This is a genomic window from Photobacterium sp. 2_MG-2023, from assembly GCF_030547675.1.
GTDB classification, from domain to species: Bacteria; Pseudomonadota; Gammaproteobacteria; order Enterobacterales; family Vibrionaceae; genus Photobacterium; species Photobacterium arenosum.
The window spans coordinates 46,617-61,909 of the sequence record NZ_JAUOQQ010000002.1 but is presented as its reverse complement, the minus strand read 5'-3'; the positions used below and the strand labels follow the sequence as shown (position 1 = coordinate 61,909).

Sequence of the window (15,293 nt, the reverse complement as noted above, 5' to 3'; positions counted from 1 at the left end):
GACTTGAGTACCCTGAGCCTGGAACTATTGCTACACTGTGCCGCAGTTTTTTTAGGGCAGGTAGGTTTGCCTGCCCTCTTTACTCTTTCTGGTGGAACCATGACAACAACAGTGAAAAAGGACATGACGCAAACCAAACAATATCCGGGGCTATTTCGCCGGATCGGGGCCTGGATTTATGACGCTCTGGTCGTCGCAGCGGTACTGATGCTGGCAGGCGGTCTTGCCATGGCCATTATTGCTCTGCTGCTCAGCAGTGGCGCACTGAGCCTGGGCAACTATGCTGATGCCAGTGAATATCTCACCCGGCATCCGGTTGCTGCACCGATATACTCTGTGTATCTGGGTGCCACCATAGTCGCCTTCTTTGGCTATTTCTGGTGCAAGGCTGGCCAGACACTGGGAATGCGCGCCTGGAAGCTGCGCATTCAAAATGCCGATGGTTCAAATATCCGTTTTACCCAAGCCCTTATCCGCATGGCGACATCGGCCTTTGGCCTGGGCAATTTGCTGGTGCCTTTCAGCCACACCAAACAATCACTGCAGGATTTGATGGCAGAATGTGAAATGGTGCTGCTGCCAAAACCCAACTGATCGGCAGATCGAACGTGCAAAAAAGGCGCCTGAACGGCGCCTTTTGTCTATCTGTCATCGGAGCCTGTCATCAGACTCAGAGTTTGCGTCGGAGCAGATAGAGGGTAATAAAGAGGAAAACCAGACTTGGCCCCAACGCACCTATAACAGGGTGCAAACGGTACACCATACTCAGCGGGCCGAACACTTCATTAGAAATGTAGAAAGCAAACCCGAAGATCACCCCGGACAGTACCCGTGCCCCCATAGTTACGGAACGTAACGGCCCGAAAACGAAAGACAGAGCCAGCAGCATCATGACGGCTATTGAGAACGGCTGCAGGGCTTTACGCCAGAATGCCAGCTCATAGCGGGAGGCATCCTGCTTGGTGTCTTTTAAATACTGCACATAATCGTATACACCTGAAAGTGCCAGTTCTTCCGGCTTGACTGTGACCACGGCCAGCTTATCCGGGGTCAGACTGGTCTGCCAGATTTTGGTGTCGAAATGGATATTTTCCTGCTTTTCTTCGCCAATGTGGGTCACAGTGACATCTTTCAGCTCCCAGCCTTTTCCGTCGAGAAAAGTCGCAGAGCGGGCAAACAAACTGTCTTTCAGCGCGTCTTTTTCATCAAATTCCCAGATGTTTATTGCGTTGAGATTGGTTTGTTCATGAATTCGGCCAATGTAAATAAAGTCGTTATCATCTTTGGCCCAGACCCCGCGCTGTACCGAAAACACATTACCGCCAGAAGTCCAGATCGCACGTAATTCCCGCGCTGCTTTCTGCGCTTCCGGGGCTCCCCACTGCCCCAGCACCATCACCAGCAACATCAGTGGCACAGCGGTTTTCAGCACCGACAGGCCGATATCCAGCTTAGAGAAGCCTGCCGCCTGCATAACCACCAGCTCTGAACTGGACGCCAGTGTGCCCAGACCTATCAGCGCTCCCAGCAATACTGCCATCGGGAAGAACATTTCGATATCACGTGGTGCGCTGAGCAGCACAAAGAGTAATGCTTTCCATAAATCGTACGTTCCGTCGCCCACTTTACGCAGCTGTTCCACGTATTTGATGATGGCTGACAGGCCCACCAGGGTCGACAGCGTCAGAGCAGAAGTGGCAATAATGGTACGGCCAATGTACCAGTCGAGAATTTTAAACATCAGCCGCGTCTCCGGAATTTGTCTCTGAATTGTCGCATTGGCAGCGAGTCCCAGCTGTTGAGCCCAATCGCCACTAACAGCATGACAATATTAATACTCCACAATCCGACACCGACCGGCAGCCCACCATCTTCCACCGCCGATTTCGCCGCGCTGATCGCCAGGAAATAACAAAGATAGATCAGCACCGCAGGCACCAGTTTGGCAAAGCGCCCCTGCCGCGGATTCACCGCCGATAAAGGCACCACCACCATAGTCAGCAGCGGGATACAGATCACCAGGGACATCCGCCACTGGAATTCGGCCTGGGCCGCCAGTTCTGGCCGCTGCATCAGGGCCAAGGTTGGCAATGCATCCCAGTCACGATCTTTTTCTTTGATTGCGCGCTGGCCGATCACCGCCTGATAATTATCAAAAGCCGTGATGGAATAGTCCAAACGGGTCGGCAGTCCCTCATAGCGGACGCCATCCTGCAGATCGAGAACCTGGCGGCCATCTTTGAGTACATCCACAGTACCGCTGTTGGCAAACATCACACTAGGACGCAATGTATCACTGGCAGTCGGCTGTGCGACGAATACCCGGTGCAGCTTGCTGCCCTTGTCAGAAATATCATCGACGAACACCACGCCACGGCCATCCGGCGCGCCCTGAAACTGGCCTTTCACCAGCAGATCCAGACCTGAGTCTGCTTCCACTTTCTCCATGACCTGAGTTTCTTTTTCGGCACTCCAGGGAGCCAGCCACAGCGCATTGAACGCCGCAATTGCCCCTGTGATAATCGCCAGCCACAGTGCCGCCCGAATCAGGAAGGTGTTCCCGATACCGGTTGCATTCATGACTGTGATTTCACTTTCGGCATATAATCGTCCGAAAGTGAGCAGGATCCCAATATATAAACTCAACGGCAGCATCAGCATCGCCATTGAGGGCATATAAAGCCCCATCAGAGTCAGCACCAGATCACCAGGAATGGATCCGTCTGTCGCATCAGCCAGAATGCGGATAAACTTCTGACTGATAAAGATAAGAAACAATACAAAAAGGACCGCTACCTGGCTCTTGATTGTCTCACGTGTCAAATAACGAACAATAATCACGCGTTATATACCCATAGAAAACTTGTTTTTTTGCTGGAATCACTATAATTTTCCGGTAAATCAGTTATTTTTTTATCTTTCGGCTAACTGTCAGCCTGCACTTTGATCTTAACCTGAATTCAAGAACCAACAAGTAAGTGCGGTATTATCTAACATTTAGCCCTAATTGTCTTTATAGGATGTAGGAGTACGCATGGAGTTCAGTGTAAAAAGTGGTAGCCCCGAGAAACAGCGCAGTGCCTGTATCGTCGTTGGCGTCTTTGAACCACGCCGCCTCTCTCCAATTGCTGAACAACTGGATAAGATCAGCGAGGGTTACATAAGTTCCCTGCTGCGTCGTGGTGATCTGGAAGGAAAGCCTGGCCAGATGCTGTTGCTTCACCATGTCCCGAACGTTCTTTCCGAGCGCGTTTTACTCGTTGGCTGTGGTAAAGAGCGTGAGCTGGATGAACGCCAGTACAAACAAATTATTAAGCAAACTATTAGCACGCTGAATGAAACCGGGTCAATGGAAGCCGTCTGCTTCCTGACTGAACTGCACGTTAAAGGCCGTGATACTTACTGGAAAGTCCGTCAGGCGGTTGAGACCACCAAAGACAGCCTCTACACCTTTAACCAGTTCAAGAGCACCAAGCCGGAAACCCGCCGCCCGCTGCGCAAGCTGGTTTTCAATGTCCCGACACGCCGCGAGCTGTCACTGGGTGAGCGTGCTATCAGCCATGGTCTGGCGATCGCTTCGGGTGTCCGCGCAGCGAAAGATCTGGGCAATATGCCGCCTAACGTGGCGAATCCGGCCTACCTGGCCTCTCAGGCCCGCCGACTGGCAGATGACTTCGACACCGTCAGCACCAAAATCATTGGCGAGCAGGAAATGAAAGAGCTGGGCATGACCTCGTATCTGGCCGTGGGCCAGGGCTCGAAAAATGAAGCCATGATGTCGATCATTGAGTACAAAGGTCACCCTGATCCTAATGCCAAGCCGCTGGTGCTGGTCGGTAAAGGTCTGACGTTTGACTCAGGCGGTATTTCCATCAAGCCGTCAGCCAACATGGACGAGATGAAATACGACATGTGTGGCGCGGCTACCGTATTCGGTGCCATGCGTTCACTGGCGAAACTGAATCTGCCCATCAATGTGATAGGCGTGCTGGCAGGCTGTGAAAACATGCCGGGCGGCAATGCCTATCGTCCGGGTGACATCCTGACCACTATGTCAGGGCAAACCGTGGAAGTGCTCAATACCGATGCCGAAGGCCGCCTGGTATTGTGTGACGCACTGACTTACGTTGAGCGCTTTGAGCCTGAGTGCGTGATTGACGTCGCCACTCTGACCGGCGCCTGCGTAGTGGCCCTGGGCAATCACATCAGCGGTCTGATGGCTAACCATAACCCGCTGGCGCATGAGCTGGTCAACGCCTCTGAGCAGGCCGGCGACCGCGCATGGCGCCTGCCAATGAACGATGAATACCATGAACAGCTGGCCAGCCCGTTTGCGGATCTGGCCAACATAGGTACACCGGGCGCTGGCACCATTACCGCAGGGTGCTTCCTGTCGCGCTTCACCAAGAAATATAACTGGGCGCACCTCGACATCGCAGGGACCGCCTGGACAGGCGGTAAAAACAAAGGCGCAACCGGACGTCCGGTACCTTTGCTGGTCCAGTTCCTGCTCAACCGGGCCGGGCTGGAAAACCTCGATTAACCATCATCGACAGAGGGGCCAGCCGGCCCCTTTTTTCGGATAAGACATTATGAGCCATGCTACCTTTTATATCATTGACGACGCCGAACCTGAGGCGAGGCTGAAACTGGCCGGTCAGCAAGCAGCATGGTGGTATCAGCAAGGCCAGTCTGTGTTCCTGCTGGCGGAAACCCGTGAGCAGGCCGAATGGCTGGACGAATACCTCTGGCAGCAAGATCCGGACAACTTCGTGCCCCACAACCTGATTGGAGAAGGCCCCAGACAGGGTTCTCCGGTTGAAATCGGCTGGCCCGGCCTGCGACACAGCGGTCGCCGGGCAATACTGATCAATCTCAGTCAGGATGCACCAAATTTTGCCGTGACCTTTGCACAAGTGGTAGACTTCGTGCCTTGCGATGAAAAACTCAAGCAGCAGGCCCGCGAACGCTATAAAGCGTACCGGTTGGCAGGCATTCAATTGCAGACCACACCTGCGCCTGAATCGCCCTAATTCCACCTAGATCCATCAAGAGCGCTATGGAAAAGACATACAACCCACAATCGATTGAACAAGCGCTGTATAAGCGCTGGGAAGAGGCAGGTTACTTCAAGCCTCACGGTGACACGACGAAAGATGCCTACAGCATCATGATCCCACCGCCAAACGTCACGGGCAGCCTGCACATGGGCCACGCGTTCCAGGATTCCATCATGGATACCCTGATCCGCTGTGAGCGCATGAAAGGCAAAAACACCCTGTGGCAGGTCGGTACTGACCACGCTGGTATCGCGACTCAAATGGTTGTGGAGCGTAAGATCGCAGCAGAAGAAGGCAAAACCAAGCACGATTACGGTCGTGATGCCTTCATCGACAAGATCTGGGAATGGAAAGGCGAATCCGGCGGCACCATCACCAAACAGCTGCGCCGCCTGGGTGCTTCTGTTGACTGGGATCGCGAACGCTTCACTATGGACGAAGGGCTGTCTAACGCCGTGCGTGAAGTCTTCGTGCGTCTGTATGAAGACGATCTGATTTACCGTGGCAAGCGCCTGGTAAACTGGGATCCTAAGCTGCACACCGCCATTTCGGATCTGGAAGTCGAGAACAAAGACAAGAAAGGCCACATGTGGCACTTCCGCTACCCGCTGGCCGACGGTGTCAAAACCGCAGACGGTAAAGACTACATTGTGGTTGCTACCACCCGTCCTGAAACCATGCTGGGTGATACAGGCGTTGCGGTTAACCCTGAAGATCCACGTTACAAAGATCTGATCGGCCAGCACATTCTGCTGCCAATCATCAATCGTCGCATCCCTATTGTCGGTGACGAGCACGCCGACATGGAAAAAGGCACGGGTTGTGTAAAAATCACCCCGGCGCACGATTTCAACGACTACGAAGTCGGCAAACGTCACAGCCTGCCGATGATCAACATCCTGACCTTCGATGCCAACATCCGCAACGAAGCTGAAGTCTTTAACAGTAATGGCGAACCCACAGATGCTTACAGCACCGATCTTCCGGCCGCCTACCAGGGCATGGAACGATTCGAAGCGCGTAAAGCCATCGTGGCCGAGTTCGATCAGTTGGGTCTGCTGGATGAAGTCAAAGATCACGACCTGACTGTCCCTTACGGCGACCGTGGTGGCGTAGTGATCGAACCCATGCTGACCGACCAGTGGTACGTGCGCACTGCCCCGCTGGCTGCACCGGCGGTGAAAGCGGTTGAAGACGGCGATATCAAATTCGTGCCTAAGCAGTACGAGAACATGTACTTCTCCTGGATGCGCGACGTACAGGACTGGTGTATTTCCCGTCAGCTGTGGTGGGGTCACCGCATCCCGGCCTGGTACGACAACGACGGTAAGGTCTATGTGGGCCGCACCGAAGAAGAAGTACGTGAGAAGTACAGCCTGGCCCCTGTCGTGGTGCTGAAACAAGACAATGACGTGCTGGACACCTGGTTCTCCTCTGCCCTGTGGACCTTCGGCACCCAGGGCTGGCCGGAGCAGACGGACGATCTGAAAGTCTTCCACCCGTCAGATGTGCTGGTGACCGGCTTCGACATCATCTTCTTCTGGGTTGCCCGTATGATCATGATGACCATGCACTTCTGTAAAGACGAAGACGGCAAAGCCCAGGTACCGTTCAAAACCGTTTATGTCACCGGTCTGATCCGTGATGAGAACGGCGACAAAATGTCGAAATCGAAAGGTAACGTGCTGGACCCGATCGACATGATCGACGGTATTGATCTGGAGTCTCTGGTACAGAAACGTACCGGCAACATGATGCAGCCACAGCTGGCGGCGAAGATCGAGAAGAATACCCGCAAGACGTTCGAAAACGGCATTGAACCTTACGGCACCGATGCCCTGCGTTTCACCCTGGCCGCCATGGCGTCCACCGGTCGTGACATCAACTGGGACATGAAACGCCTGGAAGGTTACCGTAACTTCTGTAACAAACTGTGGAACGCCAGCCGCTACGTGCTGATGAACACCGAAGATCAGGATTGCGGCTTTGCCGACGGTGCCGAGCTGGAATACTCACTGGCTGACAAGTGGATCGAGTCGCAGTTCGAGCTGGCCGCGAAAGAGTTCAATGCCCACATTGAAAACTTCCGTCTGGACATGGCTGCCAACACTATCTACGAGTTCATCTGGAACCAGTTCTGTGACTGGTATCTGGAGCTGACCAAGCCAGTACTGTGGAAGGGCAGCGAAGCGCAGCAGCGCGCAACCCGCCGTACTCTGATCACTGTACTGGAGAAGACTCTGCGTCTGGCCCATCCGGTGATCCCGTACATCACGGAAACCATCTGGCAGAGCGTGAAACCACTGGTGAAAGGCGTAGAAGGCGACACCATCATGACTCAGGCGCTGCCTCAGTATGATGACGCAAACTTCAATGCGGACGCACTGGCTGACATCGAGTGGGTGAAGCAATTCATCACCAGCATCCGTAACCTGCGCGCCGAGTACGACATCGCACCAAGTAAAGGTTTGAATGTGATGCTCAAAGCCGCTGATGACAAAGACGCGGCCCGCCTGCAGCAAAATCAGGCCGTACTGGTTGCGCTGGCGAAGCTGGACAGCCTGCAGGTGCTGGCAGACGGCGAAGCAACCCCAGCCTGTGCCACGGCACTGGTCGGCAAGTCTACCCTGATGATCCCGATGGCTGGCCTGATCGACAAAGACGCCGAGCTGGCGCGTCTGGACAAAGAAATGGCCAAGACACAGGGCGAGATCAAACGCATCGCGGGCAAACTGGGTAACGAAGGTTTCGTGGCGAAAGCCCCGGAAGCCGTGGTGGCCAAAGAGCGCGAGAAGCTGGAAGGTTACAAAGAAACCCTGATCAAACTGGAAGAGCAGAAAGCGACTATCGCAGCGCTGTAAGCGATGTCCGTCGACATCAAAAAAAAAAGAGGCCGGATGGCCTCTTTTTTTATCCTGTTTTTCGGCATGCTGACGACACTTTAAACCCGCAGACTAGTCTGCCGTGCACGTCACCCCTGGCTGGACTTCAACAGCGATATAGACGCCTAACCCCCTCAGTTCGGTCATTTGTGAACAAGGCACATGAACTGCTCCAGTAAGATCCACCTTTTTCAAATACCTGGCTGGTTGGCTTCTCTTCATTTCAATCACCGGACTGATATCGGTGCCCTTGAATGCTTGTAAAGAAATCTCGCTGACTGATTTAAACCTTCTGAAAACCGACAGATCTGTCACCTCGGTGTGAGACACATCAATTGTGCTTAACCTGGTTAAGGATGCCAGAGGTGACAAATCGGCCACTTTCGTATGTGACACATCAAGGGTAACCATTCCTTTTAAGGTGCCCAGAGAAGATAGATCTGAGACTTTGGTGCCTGACAAATTCAACCTATCCAATTGAGTTAACGCTGCCAGTTGAGAGATATCGATCAGCGGATTGCCCGACAGATCCAGCCGATACAAATTGGATTGATGTTCCAACCCAAGCAAGGTGATATCCGTCAGTCCCAAGTCAGAGATCCCTAATGAACGAATTCGCTCATTTTCCTGTAAGAAACTGAAGTTCTCTATCTGCGTTTTCCCTATATTGATATTACTCAAGCCCGGTAGCTGCTGGAAGATATGACCATCAGTCAGTCCTGTGCCATAAAAATTCCCGGTATACAGCTCAGCCAATTGAGGAAGAGCACTAAAGTCGGTCAACAACGGACTGTTCTTGAGGCTTAACTGCCCCAGTTTCAGTACCGTGAATGCCGTTAGATCCGTCATCACTGTCTGCTCAATGGCGAGACTACGCAGATTTGGCAGGCTCGCTAAGGGGGTGACATCCGTGATCTGGTTTTGCGCTTTCACGATAAAGTTAATTAGATAGGCAAATTGCTCCATGCCATCCAACTGGCTGATCCCCGCATACTCAGGACCACATTGCAGACTTCTTAAGTCCCCGATATCACGGACTTTCGGAAAGTGTGACTCAATACATTGGCGCAGTTGCGGATCGATAATTTTATCCAGTACAGCATTGGGATAAGGCTGTACCTCAATCGAAAATATCTCTGAAGCGGTCAGTTCATCCGAATCGCTGACCGTGACTTCGAAGGTCAGGGTTTCAGCTAGATCTCCATTGAGTTCAGGCAAGCCAATTCTGAAAGAGTTTCTGGATTGCTTCACTGTGAATTTCGCTGCCGGCCCACTGAGCTGCTGTAAAGAATAAAAACGAATACCACCAATCCCTGTGTCTTGAGCCTGCACCAGCACATTGATTTGCGCCCTTTCATAACCATCACTGGAAGAAATTGACAGTATTTCAGGTGGCGTACTTCGATAGAAACTCCTTCCTACGATGCTGTCATACTCTGTAATTTTGGCTTTATTCTGAGGTGATTTAATAAAGCTGTAGACCCCTCGATACAAAGCATTCAGTGTCTCAATATCATCAATTTTTCCGTTATCGGATAAGTCTTCAGACACCCGATCCAGCCAGTCGGGTAAACTCTGTGAATGTGTGTGCATGGCAACCATAGCCGCAGCCAGAGCGAGTGCATAATCAGACTCAGAACTGTAGCGTTCAAACTTGCTCGACGGATCCATCAGGTTTACAGGTTCAGTGCCGACCACACCTGACCCACTCAATGCGTTTGTCACCTCTTGGTTTGCTTGTTCTACCGTGGTTTGAGTAAAGTGCTCCCCCAAGTTTTTGGCCCGGCGAACCGCCAGCTCGGTGAAGGGAGTGATATGAATAGATTGATCAGTGGCTTTCAGGTGGGTGACAGCACGTAAAGTTGACTCTAGCGGCACTGTCTTTCCCGTCGCTTCGCTGACATACGTGCCACCCGTCACCTCAGCGATGACCAAACCCTGATAAGCATTGCTATTCCTGACCTGATACCGGCCATCCGAAGCTGTAGTGGTTTCCCCGATGAGGGTACCGTCAACCTGAGTGATTTTGACCCTTGCCCCCTGAATCGGTCCTTTGAACGCCACACCTGAAATCACGGGAATCGGCAACACCCTGACATAGTAAGTTTGACTGACACTTAAGCCACCTGAGTCAGTCACGGTTAACTCGAATGCCAGGGTCTGTTTTTTTACCGTCTCGGCTGCCTTGACAGTCATTGCCTCGGTGTCAGCACCGTCCATTAGCGCTGCTGGCCCCATCACCTGACGCCAGTGATAAAACAATTGCCCTTTATCATCGGTGATGTCAGGTGCTATGCGCAGTTGATGGTTTGCATAGACAGACAGCATGTCTAACGGGGCCACAACAGGATAAGTATTGCGGTAATGTTGCGCCTTGTTCACCGCCACTTTGTTCTGCGCTGAATCGAGAAAAGCATTGATCCCTTTATTTAACCGGGTGAGTTGCAGCTCATCATCAAGCTTGCTGTTGTCCGCAATATCCTGATTCAGTTCGAACATCAAGTGACTGAGCTTGATATCCTCCGCTTCGGCGGCCTTCGTCATACCGGCAATGACCAGCGCATAGTCGACTCTTCCGCCCGTTTCGCCCATGTTCGCTTCATCCAGCAGATCGACCGGCGCTTCGCTGACAATGTCCAAATCCAACTGCATGGCTTCCGCCACCTTGCGGTTGGCAGCAACGACAAGCTCAGGCACTAAAAAAGGCAGCTCGCGCACAGCCATTTCCGTCAGTAACGTCACATTCATGACAGAGTCTTTCTCTGTCAGTACTTTCACGGAACGGAGCGTTTCAGTAAGAGGCGTTCGCATGCCCGTTGCTTCGTTAATGTAGTCCCCGCCGGTCGCATCAATCTGCACAACCCCACGATAAGACGCATCCAGCGACAGGGTGTAAAAACCTTGATCATCGGTCACCGTACTTGCCAACGCGTTGCCATCGGCATCAAACGCGGTGACGGTCGCGTACGCAACCGGCCCTTTAAATACCTGGCCGCTGACCCTGGTTGATATATCTTCAACCGGCGGTTTATCTGATTTTTTATCACCACTGGCGCTGTCACTGCCTCCGCCGTTACAGGCAGTCAGAAAAATCACACTTGCAAGTAATACTATTTGTTTGATGTTTAAATATGTCAGCATCGCCATTTCCGTTTTATGACGCAATCCGATAAGAAAGCACAGTGATAAACCCTTGTTCAGCAACAGGATAGTCAGCACGTCCCCTGCGTTATCAGGAGAAAGGCTTGGTATTTAAATATGCTACTGATTTATTAATATTCCGGAGGCGAAAGATACCTTGCATATACAATGCATTGCAATACTTGATTTATGCACCTGATTGAGTTTTGCGTTCTTATCTGGACACAAAGCAACCATCGTGGCGCTGTAAGCGGTTTCGGTTTGCTCAGACATAAAAAAGCGACCGAGTTCGGTCGCTTTTTTATGCCACAATTTTAAACCGAATCTCCGGCCTGAGTCTGACTGAGGCTATTTCAAGGCCTGAACCCGTTGCTCCAGCTCAGGGTGACTTTGTAGCCACTCAGGTAAATCGCTGTCGCCATAGTGTTCCATAAAACGGTTGAACATGGCGGCCATCGGTTCTGTGGTGCCATAGTTTTTCCGCATCTGCTCGGCCGCAAACTGATCCGCTTCGCGCTCGGCATCCCGCGAGTATCCGCTGGAAGCAACAAATACGCCTGTGCTGGTCAGCATATCCGCCATCCCAGAGCTGTCACCGACAATCAGTGCGGTGGCCACAGAAATCAGCGCCGATTGCACCACAGACTCCATCACATGCTGATGATACACATGCCCGACTTCATGCAACAAAATACTGTCCAGCTCGGCGGGTGTGGTGGCCATTTCCACCAGTGAGTCCAGCACGATCACTGTGCCATCGCTCAGGGCAAAGGCATTCGGGCCATGCGGCCAGGATCGAAACACTATCTTCAGCTCAAAAGGTAACGGCGGCAGGTTATCCTGTAATAAGGCAAACCTGTCCTGTATTTGCCACTGTTCCTGGGCATCAAGCTGAGAAGGTGCCAGCATATGATCGTCCAGCGTCTCCAGGACATGCTCGCCCAGATACACAGGCACGGCTTGCGGCAGCAGACGCGTGAGCATATGACTGGCCGCCGGAATACCGTAACGATAAGCGCCCAGACACAATACGGCCACCAGCGCCGCACTGGCCACTATCGCCAGCCAGTTTCGCTCCAGCCTGTGTACCCAGCGCTGAGGCTGAACCGTGTTGTGGCGAACCCAATCAGCCAGCTCATTCTCCTGAGCAGCTTTAAACTGCCAGCCATCCGCAAAACCAATGCTGGCAGGCAAAGATCCCAAAGGTGGCGATATCTTCAGCTCGACCACGGCAGCCATGACAATATGCTCGCCGCAGCGCAATGTCACCTGACCCGTCTGACCGCAGTCCAGCTCAGCTTCCCGCCGCTCAGAACTGAGCGGCGGGTGGCAGAAGCCTTTGATGATCATCCAATGCCTACTCCGACATCAAAGGCCTGAGCCACTTCGTCGGCAATGGCCGCACCGCCCTCGAAGGCTTCGCCCGTCACGTTAAGCAGAGACAAATCACCGATGACAGCCGTGTTATCGGCCAGGTAACGCTGAGTACGCACCATGGCCCAGGGACGGGCCAGTCCCAGTGTCAGCAGTTGCATCAGGATATTCGACACAATCAGCCAGACAAAAGCTGGCGTTCTCAGTGAAGAGGAAAAGCCATACTCTGGCTCACCGGCCGCTTTCAGCTGAGCAAAGGTGTAATTGCGGGTGCGGGCTTTCACAAATGCCGATACGGCAACCATCACCAGCAACATACCTATATAAACGATAAATATTGCCAGGAAAGGCCAGAGCGAACCGCCTTGCAGGTTATCCAATTGCCCGCTGGCAATGGATGACACCGCCCCCACGCCAGCCACCAGCACAAACACGCCGATCAGCGCCACAAACAGCCCTAATCCGAGCAAAGACGCCAGCGCTGTGGTTTTCACGAAGAAACCTGTCCCTATCTCAGCGCTAAACTGACGGTCACCATACTGGTAACCATTGGCAAAATAGCGGGTGATGGTGGCCGTGATATTAGCAAATACATAGATATAAGCGGCAACAGCCAGTAACGCAAACAGCGCGCCGACTAACAGCGATTTATCAAATACCATGGCAGTGATCACAAACAGGATCACCAGCGGAATCATGGAAACCAAACCACATCCCAACATGGCCCAATACGCCCCTTTCACCGAGCCGTTAAAGTTAAAACGCACATTGCGGTAGCTGCTCATGCGGGCATCAAAGCGGGCATTATTGCGGGCCAGCAATGGATAAATGCCAAAAAAGGCCAGCATCAGAAACAGGGCGAAAAGCGGCATGAAATGGCTGGCGGTAAACCACACCAGCACACAGACAGAGGCAATAACACGGCCAATCAGGATCTGTTTCGGTGTGGCATGATAATCAAACCTATCTCCCGCCAGCTCAGTGTTACCGTAAAAATATTTCTTGGTGCGGACTTTCGCCCAGGCAGAATAAATCCCAAGAGTGACGACAGAGAGCAGAATATTCACGATCCAGATACCGAAAAATTCGCCCCCCTGGCCGTGAAACCTAACCTTGTTTTCCATTGTTTTTATCCTAAGTCTTCGCAAAAAATGTGAACAATCCAGCCTCATTGCTGGAAAAGTATATCTTCAATATAAACCAACCAAATGCAACCAACAGCATAAAGTTTTTGCGCACTGTTTGGTTCTGAAACAGCGCTCCCAATCATAAAGCGACGATAAGTCATTATTCATGTTTATTAATATCAAATCATAGGATTTAACTATTAATTGGATAGAATCAAACGCTTTTACTGATTGCATGGTCACGCCCATACTGAGAACATCTACAGAGGGTTTTACCATGAAAAAGACACTCAGCTTTGCTGCTATCCACTTTACCGTTGCCTTCAGCATCGCCTATTTGCTGACGGGTGATGTGATCCTCGGCAGCCTAATCGCCATGATTGAGCCTATGGTCAACACTGTGGCTTTTTATTTTCACGAGAAAGCCTGGCAATGGCCTGTGCTGAAACAGTCCCGCTTTGGCAAACCCGCCAATAAAACCCTGAGTTTTGCGGTGATCCATTTCAGTGTGGCCTTCAGCGTGGCGTATTTACTGAGCGGTAGCTGGATGATTGGCGGCGTGATGGCACTGATCGAACCATCGATCAATACGCTGGCTTATCTTGTGCATGAAACCTTCTGGCAGCGCAAAGAGCAGCGCCGGCACCAAGCCGCTTTCTCATCCTGCCAGCATCACTCGATCATCCATTAAATTGCATTAACTTGTACTCTGTTGACATAGTTGTGGCTCGCAATTATATTTAGTTGCAAATCACAACAATATGGATAAAGCAACATGGATGCCCAGACACTCCGCCAGTTATCCCGTCAGCTTGTGCGTCAACTCGGCATGCTCGACAACCAGTGTGGCAACATGGATCTCACCCCGGTTCAGGCCCATGCCCTGATTGAACTGGAGGCGAATCCCTGCACGGTCAACGACATGGCCGCCCTGCTCAATGTGGATAAATCCAACGCCAGCCGCACGCTGGCGGTGCTGAACAACAGCGGGCTGATCGTCAGCCATCCGCACCCTGATGACAAACGCAGCCAGATTGCCAGCCTTACTGCGGCAGGCCAGTCCAGACTGGCTGAACTGCACCAGAGACTGAATCAGCAGGTCGACGGCTTTCTGGCGCAAATGGACGCAGATGAAATCGAACAATTAGGCAAAAGTCTGGAGCGGTACCGCAAAGCCATGGTGATGGCGGGCAGACAGCAAAGCTACGAGATTCGTCCGCTGACGCCATTGGACAATGCGTCGATTGCGGCCGTGATCCGAAAAGTCTCTGCGGAATACGGACTGACAGCAGACAAGGGATATGGCGTAGCCGATCCCACCTTAGACAGCATGAGTGAGGTTTACCAGCCCGAAGGGCATGCTTACTGGGTTATTGAGCACCGCCACCGGGTGCTCGGAGGCGGCGGTATCGCCAGGCTGGCAGGCGAAGAAAATATCTGCGAGCTGCAGAAGATGTACTTCCTGCCTGAGTTACGCGGTTTGGGTCTGGCGCGCAAGCTCGCGGTAAAGGCCCTGAAATTTGCCCGTGAGCAGGGTTACCGGGCCTGCTATCTGGAAACCACCGCCAATCTGACAGAAGCCATTGCGCTGTATGCATCGTTAGGTTTTGAACACACCAAAGAACCTATGGGCAACACAGGCCACGACGCCTGTGAGATCCGGATGGTGAAGTGGTTCTGAGCATCCGTGGTTTAGCAAACGACAGGCA

General features: G+C 52.4%; 11 protein-coding genes. 6 read left to right on the top strand and 5 right to left on the bottom strand.

Going from position 1 to position 15,293, the window contains the following annotated elements:
* The first annotated feature begins 99 nt into the window (after positions 1-99).
* Positions 100-594, top strand: coding sequence for an RDD family protein (locus Q4491_RS03005; RefSeq protein ID WP_225445135.1), 495 nt, complete (start codon positions 100-102; stop codon positions 592-594).
* 76 nt (positions 595-670) lie between these two features.
* Here the strand turns inward: Q4491_RS03005 and lptG are convergent, their stop codons facing one another.
* Positions 671-1,741, bottom strand: coding sequence for an LPS export ABC transporter permease LptG (gene lptG, locus Q4491_RS03000; RefSeq protein WP_303454447.1), 1,071 nt, complete (start codon positions 1,739-1,741; stop codon positions 671-673).
* Positions 1,741-2,841, bottom strand: coding sequence for an LPS export ABC transporter permease LptF (gene lptF / locus Q4491_RS02995; protein ID WP_303454443.1), 1,101 nt, complete (start codon positions 2,839-2,841; stop codon positions 1,741-1,743). The genes lptG and lptF overlap by 1 nt, the downstream gene beginning before the upstream one ends.
* A gap of 193 nt (positions 2,842-3,034) precedes the next feature.
* On the opposite strand from lptF, the gene pepA reads away from it, so the two are divergent.
* Genes pepA through Q4491_RS02980 form a run of 3 tightly spaced genes read left to right on the top strand, consistent with a single transcriptional unit; the run spans position 3,035 to position 7,921 of the window.
* Positions 3,035-4,543 (top strand): leucyl aminopeptidase, encoded by a 1,509-nt coding sequence (pepA, locus tag Q4491_RS02990; protein WP_192015483.1) that lies wholly within the window; start codon positions 3,035-3,037, stop codon positions 4,541-4,543.
* 49 nt (positions 4,544-4,592) lie between these two features.
* Positions 4,593-5,033, top strand: coding sequence for a DNA polymerase III subunit chi (locus Q4491_RS02985; RefSeq protein WP_192015482.1), 441 nt, complete (start codon positions 4,593-4,595; stop codon positions 5,031-5,033).
* A gap of 26 nt (positions 5,034-5,059) precedes the next feature.
* Entirely contained in the window at positions 5,060-7,921 is a 2,862-nt protein-coding gene (locus Q4491_RS02980; protein ID WP_303454436.1) for a valine--tRNA ligase, read from the top strand.
* A 93-nt stretch (positions 7,922-8,014) separates the two neighbouring features.
* Here the strand turns inward: Q4491_RS02980 and Q4491_RS02975 are convergent, their stop codons facing one another.
* The 3 genes from Q4491_RS02975 to Q4491_RS02965 all read right to left on the bottom strand — a co-directional run bounded on the left by Q4491_RS02975 (position 8,015) and on the right by Q4491_RS02965 (position 13,581).
* Entirely contained in the window at positions 8,015-11,083 is a 3,069-nt protein-coding gene (locus Q4491_RS02975) for a hypothetical protein (protein ID WP_303454433.1), read from the bottom strand.
* A gap of 348 nt (positions 11,084-11,431) precedes the next feature.
* On the bottom strand, positions 11,432-12,433 hold the full coding sequence (locus tag Q4491_RS02970; protein WP_303454430.1) for a M48 family metallopeptidase: 1,002 nt from the start codon (positions 12,431-12,433) through the stop codon (positions 11,432-11,434).
* Positions 12,430-13,581, bottom strand: a complete 1,152-nt coding sequence (locus Q4491_RS02965; RefSeq protein ID WP_192015479.1) for a YjgN family protein — start codon at positions 13,579-13,581, stop codon at positions 12,430-12,432. The genes Q4491_RS02970 and Q4491_RS02965 overlap by 4 nt, the downstream gene beginning before the upstream one ends.
* A gap of 280 nt (positions 13,582-13,861) precedes the next feature.
* Between Q4491_RS02965 and Q4491_RS02960 the strand changes: the two genes are divergently transcribed.
* Together Q4491_RS02960 and Q4491_RS02955 are read left to right on the top strand one after the other, a co-directional pair.
* The gene (locus Q4491_RS02960; protein WP_303454426.1) at positions 13,862-14,275 is read left to right on the top strand and encodes a DUF2061 domain-containing protein; all 414 of its coding nucleotides are present in this window, start codon (positions 13,862-13,864) and stop codon (positions 14,273-14,275) included.
* An 84-nt stretch (positions 14,276-14,359) separates the two neighbouring features.
* A complete protein-coding gene (locus Q4491_RS02955) occupies positions 14,360-15,265 on the top strand; it encodes a helix-turn-helix domain-containing GNAT family N-acetyltransferase (protein ID WP_303454423.1) in 906 nt (301 codons plus the stop codon).
* Positions 15,266-15,293: the final 28 nt, after the last annotated feature.